The organism is Saccharopolyspora gregorii (assembly GCF_024734405.1).
GTDB classification, from domain to species: Bacteria; Actinomycetota; Actinomycetes; order Mycobacteriales; family Pseudonocardiaceae; genus Saccharopolyspora_C; species Saccharopolyspora_C gregorii.
This window is the reverse complement of sequence record NZ_CP059556.1, coordinates 5360652-5382937: the sequence shown is the minus strand read 5'-3', so window position 1 is coordinate 5382937 and position 22286 is coordinate 5360652. Positions and strand designations below refer to the sequence as shown.

Genomic DNA, 22286 nt, shown 5'->3' with positions numbered 1-22286 from the left:
ATCGGGCCGTGCACCCGACGTCACGCCACCACCGGGGTCCCCGTGGCGCGCACCCCCGCCGCGCGCAGCTCGTCCAGCGCCGCGTCGACCGTGGCCCGCGCGACGCCCGCCGTCAGGTCCAGCAGCACCGTCGTCGCGAACCCGGCCGCCGCCGCGTCCAACGCCGTCGCCCGCACGCAGTGATCGGTCGCGATGCCCACCACGTCCACCTCGGTCACCCCGCGCTCGGCCAGCCACTCGGCGAGGCCGCGGCCGTCGCCGTCGACGCCCTCGAAACCCGAGTAGCCGTCGTCGAAACGTCCCTTCGAGAACACGGCCCGCACCGGCCCCACCTCCAGCTCCGGGTGGAACGCCGCGCCCGCCGTGCCCGCCACGCAGTGCACCGGCCAGGACCGCACGTAGTCCGGCTCCGAGCTGAAGTGGCCGCCCGGGTCGACGTGGTAGTCGCGGGTGGCGACCACGTGCGCGTACTCGGACTCCGCCAGGTGCCGGGAGATCGCCGCCGCCACCGCGGCCCCACCGGCCACGGCCAGCGCGCCGCCCTCGCAGAAGTCGAGCTGCACGTCCACGACCAGCAGCGCGCGCACCGCAGCGCTCATGCCGTCTCCTCCGCCTGGAACACCGTCGGGATCGCGGGCTCCCCGCTGGACAACTTCAAGCCCTCCCACGGCAGGCTCACCAGGGCGTGCCGCAGGCGCTCCCGATTGTCCTCCAGCGTCGGCAGGTCCTCGACCCGTTCGCCACCGCGGACCAGCGGGATCGGCACCACCCGGTCGTGCGGGCCCGCCTTCGGGTCCTCGAAGCCGCGGCCGGTGCGGAACACGACCTCCTCCAGCGCGGTGCCCGTGTCCTTGTGCCTGCGCAGCGCCGACTTCGTGCCGCCGCGGGACTCCTTGTGCGTGCTGCGCTTCGCGACCGGCCGGCCCTCCACGTCGGTCAGCTTGTAGACCATGCCCGCCGTCGGCGCCCCCGAACCGGTGACCAGCGACGTGCCCACCCCGTAGCCGTCCACCGGTTCCGCGCGCAGCGAGGCGATCGCGTACTCGTCCAGATCACCGGAGACGACGATCCGGGTGCCCGTCGCGCCCAGCGAATCCAGCTGCTCCCGCGCCTGCCGCGCCAGCACGCCCACATCACCCGAGTCGATGCGCACCGCGCCCAGCCCCGGACCCGCCACCTCCACCGCCGTCGCGATGCCGCGCGAGATGTCGTAGGTGTCCACCAGGAGTGTCGTGTCCGCGCCAAGTGCGGCGATCTGCGACTCGAACGCGGCACGCTCGGAGTCGTGCAGCAACGTGAACGAATGCGCCGAGGTGCCCGCCGTCGGGATCCGGTAGCGGCGGCCCGCCTCCAGGTTCGAGGTCGCGGTGAACCCGGCCAGGTAGGCGGCGCGGGCCGCGGCCACCGCCGACTCCTCGTGGGTGCGGCGCGACCCCATCTCGATGATCCGCCTGCCGTTGGCCGCCGACACCATCCGCGCGGCCGCCGCGGCGATCGCGCTGTCGTGGTTCATGATCGACAGGATGACGGTCTCCAGGATGACCGCCTCGGCGAACGTGCCGCGCACCGTCAGCAGCGGCGAACCCGGGAAGTACAGCTCCCCTTCCGGGTAACCGTCCACGTCGCCGCGGAACCGGTAGTCGCGCAACCACGAGAGGGTGGTCTCATCGACCACATGATCCTCGGCAAGGCGCTCCAGCTCGGCTTCGTCGAAGCGGAAGTTCTCGATCGCCTCCAGCACCCGCTCCGTGCCGCCGACCACGCCGTAGCGGCGACCGTCCGGCAACCGCCGGGTGAACGCCTCGAACACGCACCGGCGCTCCGCGGTCCCATCCCGCAAGGCGCTGGCCAGCATGGTCAGCTCGTAATGATCTGTGCGCAACGCGGTACTGGCAGCGGCCGTCATGGATCAGAGGTTACGTGGCCGCGACCGCCCGCCCCCTCCGCAGGTCGTGCCCGAATTGACCGTGCGGTCGACATGCGCTCCGTGCCCGCGTGCGAACATGGGGACATGACCTCGCCCGCTGAACTGGAGCGCGCGCAACTGGAACCGGCTGAACTCGGAGACGAGGACAAGCCGTGGGTCACCGTGGTCTGGAACGACCCGGTGAACCTGATGTCCTACGTGACCTACGTTCTGCAGAAGATCTTCGGTTACAGCCGGGACCACGCGACCAAGCTCATGCTCGACGTCCACAACAAGGGCCGGGCCGCCGTGTCCTCGGGCGCCAAGGAGAAGGTCGAGGGCGACGTCGCGAAACTGCACGCCGCAGGCCTGTGGGCCACGATGCAGAAAGACTCGTGATCACGTGAACGGCTGGACTCGCAAGAACGGGCACGTCGTCGCCGAGCTCTCCCAGCAGGAAGCGGCCGTGATCCGGGGGCTCGTCGGCCAGATCAAGGACATGCTCACCGCGCGCGCCGAGGAGACGCCGCAGGACGAGCTCGCCGAACTCACCGGCATCCGCACCGGCCCCTCCACCCCGCCCGAGGACCGGGTCCTCGGACGGCTGCTGCCCGACTTCTACCGCCGCGACCCCGAAACCGGGGAGACCGACGAGGAGCAGCCCGAAGCCGCGGGCGCCATGCGCTCCCTCTACGAACCCGAACTGCTCGACGTCAAGACCGGCGTCGCCGCCGTCGTCCTCGACACCTGCCCCCGCGAAGGCGGCCGGGTCGTGCTCAGCGGCGAGCAGGCCGACAACTGGATGGCCGCGCTCAACGACGTGCGGCTCGCGCTCGGCACCGCACTCGACGTGCAGGACGACATGCCGGAGGAACCGCCGGAGGACGACCTGCGGCGGGAGCACCTCGGGGTGTACCAGTGGCTCACCTGGGTCCAGGACAGCCTGGTCGACGCGGTCTCTTCTTGAGGGGGTTCTTCGTTCCCCAGCCTGATTTTCGGGTGGGGTGGCGGAACCTCAGCCGCCTTCTCGCTGCGGGATCTTTTTCCCGAGTGGCTCCGCCACGAGGGAAAAAGCCGTCCTCGCGAGAAGGCGGCTGAGAACCCGCGGGTGGTCCTTTTGCTTTGGTGGTCGCTGCTCAGCGGCTTTGCCGCTGACAAGAGGTAGATCGGGTGGCGGGTTGCTCGGTCTCGGTTTTCGGGGCCGCTCCCTGCGGCAGGATGGGGGGATGGCTGCCGGGACGCGGGATTCGATCGTGGACGTGGGCGGGGTGCTCGTCGGGCACCACCAGCGGCTGGACGAGCGGTGGGCCACCGGGACGAGCGTGGTGCTCACCCCCGGCGGCGCGACCGCCGCGGTGGACGTGCGCGGCGGCGGCCCCGGCACCCGTGAGACCGACGTGCTCGAACCGACCCACCTCGTCGCGCAGGCGCACGGCGTGGTGCTCACCGGCGGCAGCGCCTACGGGCTCGCCGCCGCCGACGGCGCGATGAGCTGGCTCGCCGACCGCGGCTACGGCTTCCGGGTCGGCGAGCACGCCCACGAAGTGGTGCCGGTGGTGCCCGCGGCCGTGCTGTTCGACCTGCCGATGGGGGACTGGGGCAACCGGCCCGGCGCCGAGTTCGGCCGCCTCGCCTGCGACGCCGCCACCGCCGAGGAGTCCCGCGAGGGCAACGTCGGCGCGGGCACCGGCGCCGTCGCCGGCTCGCTCAAGGGCGGCATCGGCACCGCGGGCGAGGTGTTCCACAGCGCGGCGCTCGGCATCGACGTCACCGTCGGCGCGCTGTTCGCGGTCAACTCCCTCGGCTCCGTGATCGATCCGGAGACCGGACTGCCCTGGGACGGCCACCCCGGGCTGCGCGCCCCCGCCGAAGCCGAGGTCGTCGCCGCCCGCGCCCGCACCGGGCCCACCGCGGGCCGCCCCTCCCGGCACGGCACCGCGTCCCGCCCCTTGAACACCACCATCGGCGTCGTCGCCGTCGACCTCGCGCTCACCAAGGCGCACTGCAAGCGGATCGCCGTCGCCGCCCACGACGGGCTCGCCCGGGCGATCCGGCCCGCGCACTCCCTCGCCGACGGTGACACGGTGTTCGCGCTCGCGACCGGGGAACGCGAGCCTGGTGCGCAGTGGGTTCCCGTGCTCGACGAGGTGTGCGCCGTCGCCGCCGGCGTGGTGCGCCGGGCGATCGTGCGGGCCGTGCTCGCCGCCGAACCCGTCGGCGAGGTGACGTCGTACACGAGCCTCTACCCCTCGGCGCGGGAATGAACCAAGGTGGGCGGACGTTGATCCCGCAAACGGCACCGGACCGCGGGAATTCCGCATGCTGGACACCGGTGCCCCACATAGTAGGATGGTGCCTGTGCTGGTGATTCGACGTGACCTCGTGGACGCGATGGTCGCGCATGCTCGACGGGACCACCCGGACGAGGCGTGCGGCGTCATCGCCGGTCCCGACGGGTCGGACCGCCCCGAGCGGCTCATCGAGATGATCAACGCGGAGCGCTCGCCGACGTTCTACCGGTTCGACTCCGGCGAGCAGCTCAAGGTGTGGCGGGGGATGGACGAGGCCGACGAGGAGCCCGTCGTCATCTACCACTCGCACACCGCCACCGAGGCGTACCCGTCGCGCACCGACGTCTCCTACGCCTCGGAGCCCCACGCGCATTACGTCCTCGTGTCCACCAGGGACCCGGAGACCCACGAACTGCGCTCCTACCGGATCCTCGACGGCGTGGTGACCGAGGAACCGGTGCAGATCGTGGAGTCGTACATGTTCGCCCACACCGGCGCCGACGAGGTGCCCGACCAGGGCTGAGCCGCTCCCGCCGCCCCGCCGCGGCGGGTTTCGGCGTGCGCAAGTTCCGTTCAGTAGTCCTCGTGGACAGGGAGGTTCCCATCATGGCAATCAAGGTCTCGATCCCCACCATCCTGCGCAGCCACACCGACGGGCAGAAGTCCGTCGAAGCCAGCGGCAGCACCGTCGCCGAGGTCATCAACGACCTCGACAGCAAGCACGGCGGCCTCAAGGACCGCCTGGTCAAGGAAGGCTCGCTGCACCGCTTCGTCAACGTCTACGTCAACGACGAGGACGTGCGCTTCGCCGGTGGCCTGGAGGCCAGCGTGGCCGACGGGGACAACGTGACGATCCTGCCCGCCGTCGCCGGCGGCATGCGCTGATCTCCCACCGCCGCTGAGACAGGAGGCTCGTCGTGGCCCGCTACGACTCGCTGCTCGACGCGCTCGGTGACACCCCGCTGGTGGGCTTGCCGAACCTCTCGCCCGCCGCCGACGTGCGGCTCTGGGCGAAGCTGGAAGACCGGAACCCGACCGGTTCGATCAAGGACCGCGCCGCGCTGTCCATGATCGAAGCGGCGGAGAAGGAAGGCAGGCTCACCACCGGCTGCACCATCCTGGAGCCCACCTCCGGCAACACCGGCATCTCGCTGGCGATGGCCGCGAAGCTCAAGGGCTACGGCCTGGTGTGCGTGATGCCGGAGAACACCTCCGAGGAGCGCAGGCAGATCCTGCAGGCCTTCGGCGCCCGCATCGTGTCCTCGCCCGCGGCGGGCGGCTCCAACCAGGCCGTCGCGGTCGCCAAGGAACTGGCCGAGCAGAACCCGGACTGGGTGATGCTCTACCAGTACGGCAACTCCGCGAACGCCGACGCGCACTACCGGGGGACCGGGCCGGAGATCCTGCGGGACATGCCGGGCATCACGCACTTCGTCGCGGGGCTGGGCACCACCGGCACCCTCGTCGGCGTGGGCCGGTACCTGCGGGAGCAGAAGCCGGGCGTGCAGATCGTCGCCGCCGAGCCGCGCTACGGCGAACTCGTGTACGGGCTGCGCAACCTCGACGAGGGCTTCGTGCCGGAGCTCTACGACCCGGACGTGCTGTCCCGGCGGTTCTCCGTCGGCTCCTACGATGCGTTGCGGCGCACTCGGCAGCTGCTGGAATCGGAGGGGATCTTCGCCGGGATCTCCACCGGGGGCGTGGTGCACGCGGCGCTCACCATCGGCGAGAAGATCGCCGCCGCCGGGGAGTCGGCGGACATCGTGTTCGTGGTCGCCGACGCCGGGTGGAAGTACCTGTCCACCGGTGCCTACGGCGGCACCCTCGACGAGGCCGCGCAGCGCCTCGACGGACAGCTCTGGGCCTGAGCCCGGCGAGCGGAAGGCCCATCCGAGCACGCCTCGGGTGGGCCTTCCGCCGTTCCCGGGGGCGTGCGTTGCGGATCGGCGATCAGCGTTCCGTCAGGCCTGCTTCGTGGGCGATCAACCCGGCCTGCACCCGGTTCGCGCACTCCAGCTTCACCAAGGTCCGGGACACGTAGCCCTTCACCGTCGCCTCCGACAGGAAGAGCCGTTCGCCGATCTGCGCGTTGGACAGGCCGTCGCCGATCCCCGCCAGCACCTCCCGCTCCCGGTCGGTGAGTTCGCGGACCGCCTCCTGCGCGCGCTGCCTCCCGGTCCCGTCCGACGCGGCCACCAGGCGCTTCGCCGCCTGCGGGGACAGCACGGTGTGCCCGTCCGCCGCCACCCGCACCAGGCCGATCAGGTCCTCCGGCGGAGTCGACTTCACCAGGAAACCGGACGCCCCGGCTCGCAGCGCCCGCAGCACGTGCTGGTCCGCGTCGAACGTCGTCAGCACCACCACCGCGGGCGCCTCGGGCAGCCGCGCGATGCGTTCCGTCGCGGTCAGCCCGTCCACGCCCGGCATCCGCAGGTCCATCAGTACCACGTGCGGCCGGTGCCGCACCACGGCCTCCACCGCCGCGGCTCCGTCCTGCGCCTCGCCCACGACCTCGACGTCCGGTGCCGAGCCGAGGATCGTGCGCAGGTGCGCGCACACCATCGGCTCGTCGTCGACCACGACGACGCGGACCGTCTCGCTCACCACAGAAACCCCGTTCACCGCGGGCCTAGCCCGATCCGGCTTCGGCCGTGGGCACGTACCCGGGGAGTATGGCACCGACCTCGAACCCCCCGTCCCCGGTTCGACCGGACCGGAAGGTCCCGCCGACCAGCTCCACCCGCTGCCGCAGGCCCAGCAACCCGGCCCCGGAACCGCTGGCCGCGAGCTCGCCCCCGCCCGCGGGATCGGGGCGCGTGTTGCGCACCGCCAGCCGCACCCGGTCCGCGTCGTACTCCACGTGCACCAGCACCTCGCTGCCCGGCGCGTGCTTGTGCACGTTCGTCAGCGCCTCCTGCACCACGCGGTAGGCGGTCCTGCCCACCGCCGGGGACACCGCGGTCGACTCGCCGAGCTCGGTGAGCCGCACCGGGACGCCCACCGACTCCGACTCGGCGACCAGCTCGGACAGGTCGGGCAGCGCCGACTCGGCGACCACGTCAGGCCGCTGCTCGCCGGAGCGCAGCACGCCGAGGAAGTCCCGCAGCTCGTCCAGCGCCTGGCAGCCGCCGGCCCGCAGCTCCTCGGCGGCCCGCCGGGTCGCCGCGTCCTGCGCGGTCACCCCCAACGCGCCCGCCTGCAGCACCATCAGGCTCACCCGGTGCGTGACCACGTCGTGCATCTCCGAGGCCAGCTTCGCCCGCTCCTCGGTGCGCACCTGCTCGGCCAGCAGGTGCTGCTCGCGTTCGGCTCGCTCCGCCCGGTCCCGCAGCGCCGCCACCAGCCGCCGCCGCGCGCCGGTCCACAGTCCGAGCAGCGCCGGGAACGCCGTCACCCAGACCGCGTTGTTCAACGTCTCGCCGTCCGGGTTCGTCCACGGCCGCAGCGCCGTGAACACCACCGCGGCGACCAGCACCCAGCCGGCGGCGCGCCACCGGGCCCGCGTCTCGAACGCGGCGAACGCGTAGGTGAGGAACGGCAGTTCCCCGGGCATCCACGGATCGGAGTGCTGGTTGATCGAGAACAGCGCCCCGGTCCCCGTGCTCACCGCGACGAGGTGCACCAGCATCATCACCAGCGCGACTGCCAGCAGCACCACCGGGTAGCGGCGCCGCACCAGCAGGCCCAGCGTGAACAGGTTCAGCACCGCCTGCGCGACCCATTCCCCGCCGAGCCACCGGAAGTCCTGCGGCGGCACGTCCGGCGGGAAGAACACGGCCAGTATCGGGCCGAGCGGGAACAGGACGGCGACCAGCACCACGTCGAACACCGCATCGCGCGGGGTGTCCCAGAGGTGTCGCCACAGCGGGCGTTGCACAGCCACACCGTAGCCGCGGAACCGGGGCGAACCGCCGAAATCCACACCGCCGTCGGCCGCGAACCTACGAAAGTCGCACCAGCGCACGACTTCCGTCACAGCGAGAACCGACCGAAATCCGTCGCGCCGGGTGCCCCGGGTGGAGTGGAATGGTCCTCGATCGCGAATCCTCCTGGGGGAGACCATGCATACCGAAGTGCGCGCCACCGCGGCGCGGCCACCGTCCACCACTGCGGGGCCGCCCGCGTTCGCCCGCCGTCCGCTGCTGCTCGTCGCGGCCGCGTTCGCGGTGGTCCACCTCGTGGCGGGGGCGTTCGGCGGGTACTGGATCGACGAGGTGTACATGCTGGCCGCGGGCCGGTACCACCCGGACTGGGGCTACGTCGACCAGCCGCCGCTCGCGCCGCTGCTGGCCGGTGCGATGGGCTGGCTCGCGCCCGGCTCCATGATCGTGCTGCGCCTGCCCGCCGTGCTGATCTCGGCAGGCGGCGTGCTGCTCGCCGGGTCGCTGGCGCGGGAGTTCGGCGGTGACCGGCGCAGCCAGGTGCTCGCGGGGCTGGGGTTCGCGACGGGGCTGTGGACCTCGCTGGTCGCGCACTGGATCACCCCGTACACGCTGGAAGCGCCGCTGTGGATGCTGCTGTGCCTGTTGATGGTGCGCTGGTGCCGGCAGCACGCGGAAGGGCGGGCCGACGATCGGCTGCTGCTCGGCCTCGGCGGCGTCATCGGGGTCACGATGCAGGTGAAGGTGCACGTCGCGGTGCTCTGCGCGGCGCTGCTGCTCTGCCTGCTGGTGTTCGGTCCGCGGGACCTGCTGCGCCGCCCGATGTTCTGGGGGTGCATCGGGATCGCACTGGTCATCGCGGCACCGACGTTGATCTGGCAGGCGGCGCACGGGTGGCCGCAGCTGGCGATGAGCGAAGTGGTCCAGGCGGAGACGCCGATCCTCAGCGGCGGCCGGAGCGGCGCGGCCCTTTCGATGGTGCTGTACATGGGAGTTCTCGGCGTCCCGCTCTGCCTCTACGGCGTGGCGCGGATGCTCACCGCCGCCGAGTTCCGCCCCTACCGGTTCATCGCGGCCGCCGCCCTCGCGCAGTACGCCTTCTACATCGCCACCAGCGGGCGGCCCTACTACGTCGTCGGCATGTACGGCGTGCTGCTCGCGGCCGGCGCGGTCGCCTTCCAACGCAGGCGGGAAGCGCGGGCCGCGGCCGGGCGGCGCGGCGCCGCGTGGCTCGCGTGGCCGGCCGGTGCGCTGGCGGTGCTCGCCGCGGGCGCCGTCGTGGTGATGTCCTCGATGCTGGCCACCGCGTTCGGGGTGCCCGCGGACCGGGCCCTGGCCGGAGAGGTCGCCACCGCGTACCGGCAGCTGCCCGCGCAGCAGCGGGAGCACACGGCGGTGGTGGGGGAGAGCTACATCCTTGCTGCGATGCTCGACGCGCACACCCACGAGTACGGGCTGCCACCGGCGCACAGCGCGCATCGCGGCTACGGCTACTTCGGGACGCCGGACGACGGTGCGCGGGACGTGCTGTTCGTCGGCGAGGACCCGGAACCGTGGCGGCCGCACTTCGCGGCGGTGCGCCGCATCGACGGCGGCGGCACCCCGCTGTGGCTGCTCACCGACCGCCTGGAGCCGTGGCCGCAGCTGTGGGAACAGGTCCGGAGCTTGAAGTAGGCCCGCCGCGACCGGGGCCGCACCACCGAATCGGAGACCACGACGTGTCCACAGAAGACAGACAACCCGCAGCGCAGGTGCGCCTGCGGCCACCCCGGCACCGGGTGGAGCGCCGAGCCGTCGGCTGGTGGTCCGCCCAAGCCGCGATCCTCGTCGTCCCACCGGCCGTGGTGCTCGCCGTGCTCGCCGCGCTGATCGCCCCCGCCCGCCCCTGGCTGCTGCTCGGACTCGCCGTCGTGGCCGTGCTCGGCATCCCCTACCTGGTCGTGATGCCGCAGTGGCGCTACCGGGTGCACCGCTGGGAGAACACCGACGACGCCGTGTACACCGCGGCCGGCTGGTTGCGCCAGGAGTGGCGCGTGGCCCCGATGTCCCGGATCCAGACCGTGGACACGGTGCGCGGCCCGCTGCAACGCGCGTTCGGGCTCGCCAGCGTCACCGTCACCACCGCATCGGCCGCCGGGCCGCTGCGCATCGACGGGCTGGACCACCGGGTCGCCGCCGAACTCGTCGAGCGGCTCACCGCCACCACCCAGGCGGCGCCCGGGGACGCGACGTGAGCGGGCCGGCGGGCTGGCGGCGGCTCGACGGCCGGGTCGTGCTGGTGCCGGTGCTCCTGGCGCTGCTGCCGCTGGTGCCCACCGCCGCGGTGATGCTCGTGGCCGGGACGAAACCGGCCGGAGTCGCCGCCATGGCGGGGATCTGGGCCGCCTGCGCGGCGCTGCTGGCGGTGACCACCGGGCTGGACTGGTGGTTCGGCTCCTACCGGATCGGCGAGGAACGGGTGGAACTGCGCAAGGGCGTGCTGTCCCGCAGCCACCGCTCGCTACCGCGGGACCGCATCCGCAGCGTCGACCTCACCGCCGACCCGATGCACCGGGTGCTCGGGTTGTCCGTGGTGAAGATCGGCACCGGCGCGCAGGGCGACGGCGAGCTGAAGCTGGACGCGCTGGCCCGGTCCGACGCGGAGCGGATCCGGGCGGCGCTGCTGCTCCGGGAGTCCACTGCGGACGGTGCCGCGGACGACGCGCCGGACGGGCCGCGGGACGGGGAGCTGGCCCGGCTGCGTCCGGTGTGGCTGCTGTACTCCGGCGCCACGATGTCGTTGATCCTCGCCGTGTGGGGCGCGATCGCCTCGGCGTTCGGCTCGTTCTCCGAACTGCTGGCGAAGTCCGGGGTGTACCGGCTCGTCGGGGAGGAGATCCGGGCGGTCCCGCTCTGGCTGGCCATCGGCGCCCCCGTGGTGGCGGTCGTGCTGGTCGGGGTGCTCGGCTCGCTGCTGCTGTCGGTGGAGCTGTGGTGGGGGTTCAGGCTCACCCGCGAAAGCACCGGGACGCTCCGGGTGCGCCGCGGGCTGCTCACCCAGCGGTCGATCTCCCTGGAGGAGAGCCGGTTGCGCGGGGTGGAGCTCGCCGAGCCGCTGCTGCTGCGCTGGGTCGGCGGGGCCCGCACCAACGCGATCGCCACCGGGCTCAGCGACGCCGAGGGCGGGAAGCAACCGGATGCGAAGACCTTGCTGCCGCCCGCGCCGCGCGCTGAAGCCCGCCGGGTCGCCGCCGAGGTGCTGCGGGAGGAGAACTTCCCCGCTGACGGCTTCACCGCGCACCCGCGGGCCGCGCTGCGGCGGCGGATCACGTGGGGGCTGCTGGTGGCGCTGCCGTTCGCCGCGGCCGCGGTGGTGGCGGCGGTGCTCGGCTGGATCCCCCTCGCCCCGGCGGCGGCCGTGGTGCCCTCGGTGGCGTTGCTCGCGATCGCGTTCGGCGTCGACGCCTACCGCAACCTCGGACACCGGCTGCACGGCGCCTACCTGGTGGGCAGGCGCGGCACCGGGCTGCGCCGGACCGTCGCGCTGCGCCGGGACGGGATCATCGGCTGGCGCTTCGAGCAGTCGGTGTTCCAGCGCCGCTCCGGGCTGCTGGACGTCGTGGCCACCACGGCGGCCGGGTCCGGCCGGTGCACGATCCCCGACGTGCGCGCGGGGAACGGCCTGCTGCTGGCCGAAGCGGCGGTACCGGGCCTGCTCACCCCATTCCTCGAACCCGCGCCACCGATTAATACCCGTGAGGAGTAGGGCCGTTCGGGTGAGATGCGTTTCGCAGCGATCGAAGGAATAGCAGGAAGGCGCCTCGGTCTGCGGAAACGGGGCGATCGACGGTCGGATTAATCCGACTTCGAGAATCGGAGCCGAGCGGGCGCGGATCCGGCGACCCGCTCGGTTCTTCGGTTCGTTCTCACGTCCGGGACGGCGCGGTCACCGGACGCGGTGGTGCGAGGGTCAGCGGTCGAAAGTGCCGCGCTTGAGACCTCCGAGGAAGTCCGCCCACCGCGCGGGATCGACGACGAAGTAGCCACCCGGCCGGTCCTTCGTGTCACGCACGCCGATGCGCGCGGCACCGAAGCCGACCTCCACGCATTGTCCTTGGTGCGTGCTCCGGGTGCTGGTCCGCCAACCCGTGAGGTATTCCATCTACAGCTCTCCTATGCGCTCGTGAATCACTTGAATGGACCCTTCCGGGTCGATCGCGTGTGCGCGTAGATGGTCCATCATCGTCACGTATTTGGACAGCTCGTTATCCCGTTCGAGATAAAGTCCTCCCACGTGGGTTTCCAGATAGACGACAGCCGGATCCACGTGATTGGAGTAGCGGAGGATGACGAATGGCCCTGCCTGCGCCGGATGCGCGCCCGCGTCCAACGGCATGACCTGCAACGTCACGTTCGGGAGTTCCGCCAAAGCGAGCAAGTGCTCCAATTGGCGGCGCAATACCGCCGAACCGCCGACGCCGCGGCGCAGCGCCGTCTCGCCGATCACCGCCCACAGGTCCAGGGGCTGCGATCCGGTGATCCGGTCCTGGCGCTGCATCCGGAGCTCCACGCGGCGGCTGATCTCCGGCTCGTCCGCGCGGATCAAGGTGGACTTGGTGATGGCGTACGCGTACTCGGCGGTCTGGAGCAGGCCGGGGATCGCTTCCGACTCCCAGGTGTGCATGGACGAGGCCTCGGCCTCCAGCCCGACGTAGGTCTCGTACCACTCGGGAAGCACATCGCTGTAGGAATGCCACCAGCCGCGCTTCCGGGCGTCCCGAGCCAGGTTGATCAACTGTTCGCGTTCGGCACCGTTGACGGCGTAGAAGTCCAGCAACGCGCTAACGTCGCCGATTGACGGAGAACGCTTCGCCGTCTCGAATCTGCCTATCTTCGCCTGGGTGCAACCGAGGTGGGTGGCCGCCTGCTGCTGGGTGACCTCCGCCAGTCCTCGGAGCCTGCGCAGCTCCGCGGCGAGGCGGCGGCGGCGCACCGTGGGACTCACTGTCATGGCGATCAGTGTCCACCCTGCGAACCGAGCGTCACCATCGCGTCACCCAACCGACATCCTTTTCCCGGCGCCGGCGGCACGAACCGAGTCCGGGGGCGGCGGTGCGGGACCGGACGGAACACCTGGCGGAGCGTGCTTTTCCCCGCTGCGGAGCTGGTCCCGACCTCGGTGTGCTGGTCCGAGGATCGGGACCGCGGCGCCGCCCCGGGCGGATGCGGCGGCAACCGGCTCGCCGCGCCGCGCCTCTCGATCCCGCCGCGACGCGGGAAAACTCACGCAGAGCGACCGATTTCCCGGAAACCCGGCTGGTCCCTCCCGGGACGAGTGACGCGTGCTCAGGGGCGGGGGATGTTGCGCAGGTTGCTCCGCGCCAGCTGCACCATCTTCCCCACCCCGCCGGAGAGCACGGTGCGGCTCACCGCCAGCGCGAAGCCCTTCACCTGCGTTCCGGTGATCTTCGGCGGGATCGACAGCGCGTTCGGGTCGGTCACCACGTCGATGAGCGCCGGCCCCGGCCGGGCCAACGTCCCCTCCAGCGCCTCCCGCACCTCACCGGGCCGCTCCACCCGCACCGAGTGAATGCCCGCCGCGGCGGCGATCCCGGCGTAGTCGATCGAATCGTGGTCGGTGCCGAAGTCCGGCAGCCCGTCCACCAGCATCTCCAGCTTCACCATGCCCAGCGAGGAGTTGTTGAACACGACCACCTTCACCGGCAGCTGGAGCGTCCGCAGCGTCAGCAGCTCGCCCATCAGCATGGACAACCCGCCGTCGCCGGCCATCGCGATCACCTGCCTGCGCCGGTCGACGAGCTGGGCGCCGATGGCCTGCGGCAACGCGTTCGCCATCGACCCGTGCACGAACGAACCCAGCACCCGGCGGTGCGCGTTCGGCGTCACGTAGCGCGCCGCCCACACGTTGCACATCCCGGTGTCCACGGTGAACACCGCGTCCTCGGCCGCCAGGTCGTCCAGCGCGTCGGCCACGTACTCCGGGTGGATCGGCACCTGGTTGCCGACGTTCGTGGTGTACGAGTCGACGACCTGTTCCAGCTGGTCGGCGTGCTCGCGCAGCATCCGGTCCAGGAACGAGCGGTCCGTCTTCTGCCGCAGCTTCGGCAGCACCGCGCGGATCGTCTCGCGCACGTCGCCGTGCACCGCCAGGTCGAGCACGGTGCGCCTGCCCAGGTGCGTCGGGTCGATGTCCACCTGCACCGTGTTGGCCTGCGGCAGGAAGTTGTCGTACGGGAAGTCGGTGCCCAGCAGCACCACCCGGTCCGCCTTCTGCATCGCCTGCTGGCAGGCGCCGTAGCCGAGCAGCCCGCTCATGCCCACGTCGTACGGGTTGTCGTACTGGATCCACTCCTTGCCGCGCAGCGCGTGGCCCACCGGGGCCTGCAAGGTGCTCGCCAGCTGCATCACGTCCTGGTGCGCGCCACGGGTCCCGGCACCGCAGAACAACATCACCCGCTCCGCCGAGTTCAGCGATTCGGCGAGCTGGTCGACCTGCGTCGGGGAGGGCACCACCGTCGGCGGCTCCGAATCGACCGCGCCGGTGCCCGTCGGCCGCGCCGCCGACTTGTGCGCGACGTCCCCCGGCAGCACCAGCACCGAAACACCGCGCCGCCCCGCCGCGGTCTGCATGGCGCTGCGCAGCAGCCGCGGCATCTGCTCCGGCTGGGAGAGCAGCTCGCAGAAGTGGCTGCACTCGTTGAACAACTCCTCCGGATGCGTCTCCTGGAAGAAGCCGGTGCCGATCTGCTCCGACGGGATGTGCGAGGCCAGGGCGAGCACCGGGGCGCCGCTGCGGTGCGCGTCGTACAGCCCGTTGATCAGGTGCAGGTTCCCCGGCCCGCAACTGCCCGCGCACACCGCGAGCCGCCCGGTCAGCTGAGCCTCGGCGCTGGCGGCGAACGCCGCCGCCTCCTCGTGCCGCACGTGCACCCATTCGATGCCGTCGGTGCGCCGAACCGCGTCCACCACCGGGTTGAGGCTGTCGCCGACGATCCCGTAGATCCGTCGCACGCCTGCTTGCACGAGCACTTCGATGAACTGGTCGGCCACGGTCGGCATGAGCTCTCCCGATAGGTGGGGTGCTGGTGTCTCCCGTCTACGCGGGGCGGTGCAGCCCCGCAACTCCAGGAGGTAGCGCCGCGTTCACCCCCCGTTCGGGGGAACCCGGTAACGTCTCCACCCCGACCGGCGATCACTTGGTAGTCGATGTCGACGTGTTCCTCGAAAACTCCTGCAGGAAAGGGAAAACGGTGAGCCTGCGCCTTTACACCGTTTGCGCGCTGTCCGTGACCGCTTCGGCTCTGGCCGGGCTGTTCTTCGGTGGGTTCATCGCCGCTGATGATCAGGAGGAGGCGGTGTCGGTGAACACCGTCTCGCAGACGGTGTCGGAGACCGCGCCGCAACTGCCCTGAGTCGAGGGTTCCGCCCGAGGTGATCTCGCCCGCGGTGGCCTGGGCGGTCGGTGGCCGCCCAGGCGAGCGGGGCGTTCGGCGTGGACTAGCGTCGAGGCATGAGCGAACAGCAGCGACTCGCACCGGGTGACGCCGCACCCGAATTCTCCCTGCCGGACGCCGACGGCAAGACCGTGGCGCTCGCCGACTACCGGGGCCGCTCCCTGGTGGTCTACTTCTACCCGGCGGCCAGCACGCCCGGCTGCACCAAGGAAGCGTGCGACTTCCGGGACAGCTTGGCGGTGCTCGACGACGCCGGGTTCGACGTGGTCGGCATCTCGCCGGACAAGCCGGAGAAGCTGGCGAAGTTCCGCGACGCCGAGGGCCTCACCTTCCCGTTGCTGTCCGATGTGGACAAGTCGGTGATGACCGCGTGGGGCGCGTTCGGGGAGAAGAAGAACTACGGCAAGGTCGTGCAGGGCGTGATCCGCTCGACCTTCGTCGTCGACCCCGACGGCAAGATCAACAAGGCGCTCTACAACGTCAAGGCCACGGGCCACGTCGACCGGCTCCGCAAGGACCTCGGCGTCTGACGACCCGCACCACCGGGAGGGGCGGTTCCGGCTCGGAACCGCCCCTGCCGCACGTCCACCGCCGATGGGTGAACGGACCGTTCGTCCCATCTGGTTGGTCGAACGGTCCGTTCACCCCGGATCGGTTTGGGGTGGTGAACGGACTGTTGGTCAGGTCTGGTTGGTCGAAGGGTCCGTTCACCCCGGGAAGAGGCGGCCGGCTCGGCGACCCGCGGATGGAGTGAACGGACCGTTCGTCCCATCCGGTTGGTCGAACGGTCCGTTCACCCCGGGTCAGTCGAAGGCCATGTAGAGGGCGACTCCGGCCGCGATGACGACCACCAGGTAGCGCAGCAGCGTCGCCGGGATCCGCTGGGCGATCTTGCCCCCGAGGTAGCCGCCGAGCACCGTCGTGGGTGCGACGAGCAGCACCGCCGCCCAGTCGACCGGCGCGATCAGCGAGTACACGACCAGCGTGACGGCGCTGCCGATGAGCCCGAGCCAGTTCTTCAGCGCGTTGAGCCGCCGCATCGTGTCGTTGACCGCGAACATGAGGATCGCGATGAGGATGACGCTGCGCGCCCCGCCGAAGTAGCCGCCGTAGATGGAGGCGAGGAAGAGCCCGAACGACAGCCAGCCGAGGCGTTCCGCGCCACCCTCGCTCCGGCCGAACCAGCGCTTGATCGTGTTCTGGAACGCCATGAGCACCGCGGACAGCCCGATCAGCACGGGCACCACGGCGTCGAACACCTCGCCGGGCAGCACCATGAGCAGCACGCACCCGATGGCGGAGCCGACGGCCGCGGCGATCGACGTCCACAGCAGTCGCCGCGGCGCACCCGTGAGGTCGTCGCGCTGCCCGACGGCGGCGCCGACGAAGCCGGGGCCTTGCACCACCGAGTTCGTCACGTTCGCGACGAGCGGTGGCATGCCGGTGGCCAGCAGCGCCGGGAACACCAGCAGCGATCCGCCGCCCGCTACGGCGTTGATCGCCCCGGACAGGAATCCGACGACGAGCAGCAGCACCGGTTCGATCCATTCGCTGAACACCAGCGGAACCTAACCGCCAACACCGCCGGACCGGGATCTGGGGCGACCGTCGTCACAGCGGCATTCCGCCTGGCGAACGTTCCGCGGGGTGTCGCCGGACGTGATGACCGGAATGCGCCGGTCGGTTCAGCGCGCGGGAACGGGCACGCGCACCGGCTCCGGCCGGCCGGCGTCAGCGGGTTCGGCGTCAGCGGGTTCGATGTCGGCGGGTTCGGGGGTGGCGGGCCCGGTGCGGCGGCGCGGCGAGCGAGTTCGCGGCGTGCAACGCGGCGAGGACGCTGAAGGTGACGGCGGCGGAGGTGACACCGACGGACACGCACACGAGCAACGGCTTCATCGAGGTTCTCCTTCAGCGGGAACTGCGCGGCGGAAACCGGGACGCCGATCGGTGCGGAGGCTCCGGACGGCCGCCGCGTCGCGGGGTCCGGAGAGCGAAGGGCCGGCGCTCGGTGCATCCCTGCACCGCGCCGCGCGGCGATGTCCGCCCGATGGCGAGAAGTTGCGGAGCCCGCCCCGATTCGCGGACCCACTCGACACTTCGCCGGATCGTGGCCGGTCGTTACGCGGCGTCCGGGGAACACCCCGCGCGGGTGGTGCGGCGCACACCCGGCGTTCGGGCGGCATCGCGCCCGGTCACCGCTCCGCTTGCGCCGATCGGTGGCCTCCGGGCTGAGCCACCCCGCCGCCTCGGGTCCGCGAACTCGCCGATCGGGTCCGCCATCCGCGTGAAACCCGGCTAGGGGTCCGCCATGCGCGCGCTGCCCACCGGTCCGGAACCGCGCCGAATGTTGAGAAGTGGGGGCGACCGACGGAGTCCGGGGCGGATCGCCGAGGCTGCGCGGCGGCGCCTCAGCGCGGTCCGCGCCGACACCGATCAGGCGATCCCGATCAGGCGGTCTCGATCAGCAGACCCGATCAGCAGACCCGATCGTCGCGAACGGATCCGGTGACATCGATGGGGCCGCGCAGCGCCGGACCCGAGGCGTCCTGCGGCGGGGCCGCGCCAGGTGCGGCGGAGCTTCCCGATGATGAGCCCGACTTTCAGCCGGTTCCGCGGGAACCGCCGCCTACGACTACCGACCCGCCAGCTCCCGCAGCGTGGGCAGCAGCAGCCGCAGCGCCCGCCCCCGGTGCGAGTCCGCATCCTTCTCCGCGGCGGACAGCTCCGCCGCGGTCCGCGTCTCGCCCTCGGGCACGAAGATCGGGTCGTAGCCGAACCCGTTGGTGCCGCGTTCGGCACGCACCACGGTTCCCGGCCACTCGCCGCGCACCACGGTCTCGGTGCCGTCCGGCAGCACCAGCGCGGCGGCCGAGACGAACGCCGCCCCGCGCCGCTCGTCCGGCACGTCCCCGATCTGGCCGAGCAGCAGGTCCAGGTTCGCCTGGTCGTCGCCGTGCGCGCCGGACCAGCGGGCGGACAGCACCCCGGGCATGCCGTTGAGCGCGTCCACGGCGAGCCCGGAGTCGTCGGCGACGGCGGGGAGACCGGTCGCGCGGGCCGCGTCGGCGGCCTTCGCGAGCGCGTTCTCCTCGAACGTGGCCCCGGTCTCGGGGGCTTCCGGGAACTCGGGCACCGCGTCCAGGCCGACGACCTCGACGCCGGTGACGCCTTCGGCTTCGAGGATGCGCCGCAGCTCCACGAGCTTCTTCGCGTTGCGGGTGGCCAGCAGCAGCCGCGTCACCGGGCACCGCCGGGGAGTTCGCCGGGGTACGGCGCGGCCAGCGCCTCGGCCTGCTTGCGGGACAGCTCGGCGCAGCCGTTCAGCGCGAAGTCCACCATCGTGTCCAAAGTGGACCGGGGGAAGGTGGCGCCCTCCCCGGTGCCCTGCACCTCGACGAGGGTGCCGTGGTCGGTGGCGACCACGTTCATGTCCACCTCGGCGCGCGAGTCCTCCTCGTACGGCAGGTCCAGCCGCACCCGGCCGTCCACCACGCCGACGCTCACCGCGGAGATCGAGCAGGACAGCGGCTTCGGATCGGACAACCGGCCCGCCGAGCTCAGCCAGGTGACGGCGTCCGCGAGCGCCACGTACGCGCCGGTGATCGCCGCCGTGCGGGTGCCGCCGTCGGCCTGGATCACGTCGCAGTCCAGCGCGATCGTGTTCTCGCCCAGCGCCGCCAGGTCGATGCAGGCGCGCAGCGAACGGCCGATGAGCCTGCTGATCTCGTGGGTGCGGCCGCCGATGCGGCCCTTCACCGATTCGCGCACCCCGCGGGTGTTCGTCGCCGACGGCAGCATCGCGTACTCGGCGGTCACCCAGCCGAGGCCGGAACCGGTGCGCCAGCGCGGCACCCCGTCCTGCACGCTCGCCGCGCACAGCACGCGGGTCTTCCCGAACTCGACCAGGACCGAACCGGCGGGCCAGTCCTGGTATCCGCGGGTGATTCGCACGTCCCGGAGCTGGTCGTCGCTCCGCCCATCCGCTCTCGCCACGCGCCCACCCTAACTGCCCGTGCCGCGCCCGTTCTGGGTGGCGGTGACCGGACCGCTACCAGTCGAGGGTGCGCCACTCCACGGCCTTCGGCCGCCGCCCCGTCTCCAAGAAGTCCCGCAGCGCCGCCGCCAGCACCGCCGGGTCCACGCCGCTGCCCGCGGGGAACTCGGCGTCCTCGCTGATCAGCGCGGGCGATTCCGGGTCGCCGTCGAGGACGGCGTAGTCGTGGTCGGTGTCGATGTGGCTCAGGTAGCCGTAGCCGCCGGACACCGCGGCGATCACGTCGTGGTCGAGCATGCCGGTGGCGGAGTCCGCGGGCTCCCGCCCCTCGTGCCAGATCGTCGCCGGGCCCGCGTTCGGCTCCGCCAACCGGCGAACCAGGTCGTCGACCTCGCCCGGTTCGGTGACGCTGAGCCCGTCGCCCGCGTTCGCGTCCGCCGTCGACGCGATCGACCACACCGCCGTGATCGTCATCCTCGTCCTTCCCACCGACTCAGATCGGGTAGTCGCGACCGGCCTCGACGACCTCCACCGGGCCGTCGAACTCCTCGGTCGCCTCCCGCAGGATCTCCTGCGGGTCGGTCCACGGTTGCAGGTGGGTCAGCAGCAGCTGCCGCACCCCGGCCCGCTTCGCCACCCGCGCCGCCTGCCGCCCGGACAGGTGCACCCCGTCGGGGCGGTCCGGCGAATCCGACCAGGACGCCTCGGCCAGCAGCGCGTCCGCGCCCCGCGCCAGCTCCTCCAGCGCCGCGCACGGGCCCGTGTCACCGGTGTAGGCCAGCACCCGGCCACCAGCCGACACCCGGAAACCCCACGCCGGGCACAGGTGGTCCACCGGGAACGCCGCCACCCGGAACGGGCCGATCTCCGCGGGCGAGCCGAAACCGGCGAAGTCGTACACGTCGGCCAGGTCCGTCTCCGCCAGCTCCGCGGTGTTCGGCGCGTACAGCCTGGTCAGCCGGTCCTGCGTCTCCGGCGGCCCGAACACCGGCAGCTTGCGGCGCGTCGTGTCGTGCGGGGGATCGGGGTGGTAGCGGCGCAGCACCGTCAACGCCCCGAAGTCCGAGCAGTGGTCCGGGTGCAGGTGGCTCAGGAACAACCCGTCCAGCGAGAACGGGTCCGAATGGCGTTGCAGCGCACCGACGGTGCCGTTCCCCAGGTCGAGCGCGATCCGCGCCCCGCCGGCCTCGACGAGGTAGCCGGAGGCGGGTGAGTCCGGCCGGGGCAGGCTGCCGGAACATCCGAGAATCGTCAGCTTCACGCCGACGAGCCTGACATGGCGACCTGCCGCACGGACCCGAAAGCCGCGATCGGACCCAAGAAGCGGCCTGCCAAGCGGGTGAACCTCGCCGGATCGCCGGTGGTGCGGAACTCGTGATCGGGTTCCTGCGGCCCCGCCAGCATGTCCTGCTCGGTGAGCACCCGCACCACGTCCTTCGCGGTCTCCTCCGCGCTCGACACCAGCGTCACCTGATCACCCATCGCCAGCTGCAGCACGCCCGTGAGCATCGGGTAGTGCGTGCAGCCCAGCACCAGCGTGTCCACATCGGCCCGCTGCAGCGGATCCAGGTAGCCCTGCGCCAACCCCAGCACCTGGCGGCCGCTGGTGATGCCGCGCTCCACGAAGTCCGCGAACCGGGGGCACGCCGCCGTCGTGAGCCGCACCTGCGGAGCCGCCGTGAACGCGTCGTCGTAGGCGCGCGAGCGGATCGTCGCCTCGGTACCGATCACCCCGACCCGGCCGTTGCGGGTCGTGGCCACCGCGCGGCGCACCGCGGGCAGCACCACCTCCACCACCGGCACGTCGTAGCGCTCCCGCGCATCCCGCAGGCATGCGGCCGACGCCGTGTTGCAGGCGATGACCAGGGCCTTCACCCCGCCCTCCACCAGCGAATCGGTGATCGCCAAGGTGCGTTCGCGGATGTCGGCCAGCGGGCGCGGCCCGTACGGGGCGTTCGCGGTGTCGCCCACGTAGCGGATCGCCTCGCCCGGCAACTGGTCCAGCACGGCGCGGGCGACGGTCAGCCCGCCGACTCCGGAGTCGAAGATCCCGATCGGCGCGTTCGTCACGCCGACAGTGTGCCAGGCTGCGGCGTTCCCGAACCGCGACGAGTGCTGCGCGCCACCAGCCACGCCGCCAGCAATCCGCCGAGCGCCCCGCACAGGTGACCCTCCCACGAGATCAACGGCTGGCCGGGCAGCACGCCCCACAACATGCCGCCCCAGTAGAAGAACAGCACCACCGCCACCACGATCTGCCCCAGGCTGCGGTTGAAGAAACCGCGCACCAGCAGGAACACCATCCAGCCGAACGCCACTCCCGACGCGCCCACGTGCACGCCACCGGTCGCGATCAGCCAGGTGCCGAGGCCACCGACGACCCACACGATCGCCGTCACCGCCACGAACTGCCCCACCCCGTTCGCCAGCAGCAACCAGCCCAGCACCAGCAGCGGCACCGTGTTCGACATCAGGTGGCCCCAGCCCGCGTGCAGCAGCGGAGCCCACAGGACCCCGTCCAAGCCGCTGATCCGGTGGGGCACGATGCCGTTCTGGTCCAGGTTCCCCGGCGTCGCCTGGTCCCAGAACTCGACGGCGTAGAGCACCGCCACCATGAACGCCATCTGCACCGCCGCGCGCAGCGGGTTCCGCGGGAGGACGCGCGGCCGCTCTGGCTGATTCGTCACCTTTCCGAGGTTACGCGGATCGGGGGAGCGGTGACTCGGGGGAACGTTCAGCCGCGCCCGCTAAGCTCCCGCA

The 22286-nt window shown here is 71.9% G+C and carries 26 protein-coding genes; 11 read left to right on the top strand and 15 right to left on the bottom strand.

What is annotated here, in order from left to right:
• Window positions 1–20 precede the first annotated feature (20 nt).
• Both H1226_RS23430 and H1226_RS23425 read right to left on the bottom strand, forming a co-directional pair.
• Window positions 21–599 (bottom strand): isochorismatase family protein, encoded by a 579-nt coding sequence (locus H1226_RS23430; protein ID WP_309148756.1) that lies wholly within the window; start codon window positions 597–599, stop codon window positions 21–23.
• Window positions 596–1906, bottom strand: a complete 1311-nt coding sequence (locus H1226_RS23425) for a nicotinate phosphoribosyltransferase (protein WP_224959025.1) — start codon at window positions 1904–1906, stop codon at window positions 596–598. Before H1226_RS23425 ends, H1226_RS23430 begins: the two co-directional genes overlap by 4 nt.
• Window positions 1907–2011: 105 nt before the next feature.
• Between H1226_RS23425 and clpS the strand changes: the two genes are divergently transcribed.
• The 6 genes from clpS (at window position 2012) to H1226_RS23395 (ending at window position 6065) form a co-directional block, all read left to right on the top strand.
• On the top strand, window positions 2012–2305 hold the full coding sequence (clpS, locus tag H1226_RS23420; RefSeq protein ID WP_184477241.1) for an ATP-dependent Clp protease adapter ClpS: 294 nt from the start codon (window positions 2012–2014) through the stop codon (window positions 2303–2305).
• A gap of 4 nt (window positions 2306–2309) precedes the next feature.
• Window positions 2310–2873 carry a DUF2017 domain-containing protein gene (locus H1226_RS23415; protein ID WP_224959026.1) on the top strand — a complete coding sequence of 188 codons (564 nt, stop codon included), beginning with the start codon at window positions 2310–2312 and terminating at the stop codon, window positions 2871–2873.
• 259 nt (window positions 2874–3132) lie between these two features.
• Window positions 3133–4170 carry a P1 family peptidase gene (locus H1226_RS23410; protein WP_258342646.1) on the top strand — a complete coding sequence of 346 codons (1038 nt, stop codon included), beginning with the start codon at window positions 3133–3135 and terminating at the stop codon, window positions 4168–4170.
• A gap of 94 nt (window positions 4171–4264) precedes the next feature.
• On the top strand, window positions 4265–4720 hold the full coding sequence (locus H1226_RS23405; RefSeq protein WP_309148755.1) for a M67 family metallopeptidase: 456 nt from the start codon (window positions 4265–4267) through the stop codon (window positions 4718–4720).
• An 83-nt stretch (window positions 4721–4803) separates the two neighbouring features.
• Complete coding sequence (locus tag H1226_RS23400; protein ID WP_224959028.1) at window positions 4804–5082, top strand: MoaD/ThiS family protein; 279 nt, start codon at window positions 4804–4806, stop codon at window positions 5080–5082.
• A gap of 32 nt (window positions 5083–5114) precedes the next feature.
• Window positions 5115–6065, top strand: coding sequence for a PLP-dependent cysteine synthase family protein (locus tag H1226_RS23395; RefSeq protein ID WP_224959029.1), 951 nt, complete (start codon window positions 5115–5117; stop codon window positions 6063–6065).
• An 82-nt stretch (window positions 6066–6147) separates the two neighbouring features.
• Here H1226_RS23395 and H1226_RS23390 read toward each other — a convergent pair whose 3' ends face one another.
• Together H1226_RS23390 and H1226_RS23385 are read right to left on the bottom strand one after the other, a co-directional pair.
• The gene (locus tag H1226_RS23390) at window positions 6148–6801 is read right to left on the bottom strand and encodes a response regulator (protein ID WP_258342642.1); all 654 of its coding nucleotides are present in this window, start codon (window positions 6799–6801) and stop codon (window positions 6148–6150) included.
• A gap of 25 nt (window positions 6802–6826) precedes the next feature.
• A complete protein-coding gene (locus H1226_RS23385) occupies window positions 6827–8074 on the bottom strand; it encodes a sensor histidine kinase (RefSeq protein WP_258342640.1) in 1248 nt (415 codons plus the stop codon).
• 184 nt (window positions 8075–8258) lie between these two features.
• Between H1226_RS23385 and H1226_RS23380 the strand changes: the two genes are divergently transcribed.
• From H1226_RS23380 to H1226_RS23370, 3 genes are read left to right on the top strand one after another with little or no spacing between them, the layout of a single operon-like run.
• Complete coding sequence (locus tag H1226_RS23380) at window positions 8259–9752, top strand: ArnT family glycosyltransferase (RefSeq protein WP_258342639.1); 1494 nt, start codon at window positions 8259–8261, stop codon at window positions 9750–9752.
• A 44-nt stretch (window positions 9753–9796) separates the two neighbouring features.
• Complete coding sequence (locus tag H1226_RS23375) at window positions 9797–10312, top strand: PH domain-containing protein (protein WP_224968052.1); 516 nt, start codon at window positions 9797–9799, stop codon at window positions 10310–10312.
• Complete coding sequence (locus tag H1226_RS23370; RefSeq protein ID WP_258342637.1) at window positions 10309–11823, top strand: PH domain-containing protein; 1515 nt, start codon at window positions 10309–10311, stop codon at window positions 11821–11823. Before H1226_RS23375 ends, H1226_RS23370 begins: the two co-directional genes overlap by 4 nt.
• Before the next feature lie 204 nt (window positions 11824–12027).
• Here H1226_RS23370 and H1226_RS23365 read toward each other — a convergent pair whose 3' ends face one another.
• From H1226_RS23365 to H1226_RS23355, 3 genes are all read right to left on the bottom strand, one after another.
• Window positions 12028–12219 (bottom strand): DUF397 domain-containing protein, encoded by a 192-nt coding sequence (locus H1226_RS23365; RefSeq protein WP_258342636.1) that lies wholly within the window; start codon window positions 12217–12219, stop codon window positions 12028–12030.
• Window positions 12220–13068, bottom strand: a complete 849-nt coding sequence (locus H1226_RS23360; protein WP_258342635.1) for a helix-turn-helix domain-containing protein — start codon at window positions 13066–13068, stop codon at window positions 12220–12222.
• Window positions 13069–13403: 335 nt separating this feature from the next.
• Window positions 13404–15137: a pyruvate dehydrogenase gene (locus tag H1226_RS23355; protein WP_258342634.1), complete on the bottom strand. Its 1734-nt coding sequence runs from the start codon at window positions 15135–15137 to the stop codon at window positions 13404–13406.
• A gap of 155 nt (window positions 15138–15292) precedes the next feature.
• Here H1226_RS23355 and H1226_RS23350 point away from each other — a divergent pair, with 155 nt between their 5' ends.
• Complete coding sequence (locus H1226_RS23350; protein WP_224959038.1) at window positions 15293–15490, top strand: hypothetical protein; 198 nt, start codon at window positions 15293–15295, stop codon at window positions 15488–15490.
• Between the two features lie 98 nt (window positions 15491–15588).
• Complete coding sequence (bcp, locus tag H1226_RS23345) at window positions 15589–16062, top strand: thioredoxin-dependent thiol peroxidase (protein ID WP_224959039.1); 474 nt, start codon at window positions 15589–15591, stop codon at window positions 16060–16062.
• A gap of 273 nt (window positions 16063–16335) precedes the next feature.
• On the opposite strand, the gene H1226_RS23340 is transcribed toward bcp, so the two are convergent.
• The 8 genes from H1226_RS23340 to H1226_RS23305 all read right to left on the bottom strand — a co-directional run bounded on the left by H1226_RS23340 (window position 16336) and on the right by H1226_RS23305 (window position 22213).
• Window positions 16336–17091, bottom strand: a complete 756-nt coding sequence (locus tag H1226_RS23340; protein WP_258342631.1) for a sulfite exporter TauE/SafE family protein — start codon at window positions 17089–17091, stop codon at window positions 16336–16338.
• A 187-nt stretch (window positions 17092–17278) separates the two neighbouring features.
• Window positions 17279–17428 (bottom strand): hypothetical protein, encoded by a 150-nt coding sequence (locus tag H1226_RS23335; protein ID WP_258342629.1) that lies wholly within the window; start codon window positions 17426–17428, stop codon window positions 17279–17281.
• A gap of 736 nt (window positions 17429–18164) precedes the next feature.
• The gene (gene rdgB, locus H1226_RS23330) at window positions 18165–18773 is read right to left on the bottom strand and encodes an RdgB/HAM1 family non-canonical purine NTP pyrophosphatase (RefSeq protein WP_258342627.1); all 609 of its coding nucleotides are present in this window, start codon (window positions 18771–18773) and stop codon (window positions 18165–18167) included.
• Entirely contained in the window at window positions 18770–19525 is a 756-nt protein-coding gene (gene rph / locus H1226_RS23325) for a ribonuclease PH (RefSeq protein ID WP_258342625.1), read from the bottom strand. The genes rdgB and rph overlap by 4 nt, the downstream gene beginning before the upstream one ends.
• Window positions 19526–19580: 55 nt before the next feature.
• The gene (locus H1226_RS23320) at window positions 19581–20000 is read right to left on the bottom strand and encodes an Imm1 family immunity protein (RefSeq protein ID WP_224956105.1); all 420 of its coding nucleotides are present in this window, start codon (window positions 19998–20000) and stop codon (window positions 19581–19583) included.
• A gap of 19 nt (window positions 20001–20019) precedes the next feature.
• Window positions 20020–20787, bottom strand: coding sequence for an MBL fold metallo-hydrolase (locus tag H1226_RS23315; protein ID WP_224956104.1), 768 nt, complete (start codon window positions 20785–20787; stop codon window positions 20020–20022).
• On the bottom strand, window positions 20784–21596 hold the full coding sequence (murI, locus tag H1226_RS23310) for a glutamate racemase (protein ID WP_224956103.1): 813 nt from the start codon (window positions 21594–21596) through the stop codon (window positions 20784–20786). The genes H1226_RS23315 and murI overlap by 4 nt, the downstream gene beginning before the upstream one ends.
• Window positions 21593–22213 carry a rhomboid family intramembrane serine protease gene (locus tag H1226_RS23305; RefSeq protein ID WP_373689980.1) on the bottom strand — a complete coding sequence of 207 codons (621 nt, stop codon included), beginning with the start codon at window positions 22211–22213 and terminating at the stop codon, window positions 21593–21595. The genes murI and H1226_RS23305 overlap by 4 nt, the downstream gene beginning before the upstream one ends.
• Window positions 22214–22286: the final 73 nt, after the last annotated feature.

What these genes read in the sequence shown, in the direction of transcription:
- H1226_RS23430 (WP_309148756.1), bottom strand. Translation starts at nt 599, where the DNA reads ATGAGCGCTGCGGTGCGCGCGCTGCTGGTCGTGGACGTGCAGCTCGAC.
- H1226_RS23425 (WP_224959025.1), bottom strand. Translation starts at nt 1,906, where the DNA reads ATGACGGCCGCTGCCAGTACCGCGTTGCGCACAGATCATTACGAGCTG.
- clpS (WP_184477241.1), top strand. Translation starts at nt 2,012, where the DNA reads ATGACCTCGCCCGCTGAACTGGAGCGCGCGCAACTGGAACCGGCTGAA.
- H1226_RS23410 (WP_258342646.1), top strand. Translation starts at nt 3,133, where the DNA reads ATGGCTGCCGGGACGCGGGATTCGATCGTGGACGTGGGCGGGGTGCTC.
- H1226_RS23400 (WP_224959028.1), top strand. Translation starts at nt 4,804, where the DNA reads ATGGCAATCAAGGTCTCGATCCCCACCATCCTGCGCAGCCACACCGAC.
- H1226_RS23380 (WP_258342639.1), top strand. Translation starts at nt 8,259, where the DNA reads ATGCATACCGAAGTGCGCGCCACCGCGGCGCGGCCACCGTCCACCACT.
- H1226_RS23365 (WP_258342636.1), bottom strand. Translation starts at nt 12,219, where the DNA reads ATGGAATACCTCACGGGTTGGCGGACCAGCACCCGGAGCACGCACCAA.
- H1226_RS23360 (WP_258342635.1), bottom strand. Translation starts at nt 13,068, where the DNA reads ATGACAGTGAGTCCCACGGTGCGCCGCCGCCGCCTCGCCGCGGAGCTG.
- H1226_RS23355 (WP_258342634.1), bottom strand. Translation starts at nt 15,137, where the DNA reads ATGCCGACCGTGGCCGACCAGTTCATCGAAGTGCTCGTGCAAGCAGGC.
- bcp (WP_224959039.1), top strand. Translation starts at nt 15,589, where the DNA reads ATGAGCGAACAGCAGCGACTCGCACCGGGTGACGCCGCACCCGAATTC.
- H1226_RS23335 (WP_258342629.1), bottom strand. Translation starts at nt 17,428, where the DNA reads ATGAAGCCGTTGCTCGTGTGCGTGTCCGTCGGTGTCACCTCCGCCGCC.
- H1226_RS23320 (WP_224956105.1), bottom strand. Translation starts at nt 20,000, where the DNA reads ATGACGATCACGGCGGTGTGGTCGATCGCGTCGACGGCGGACGCGAAC.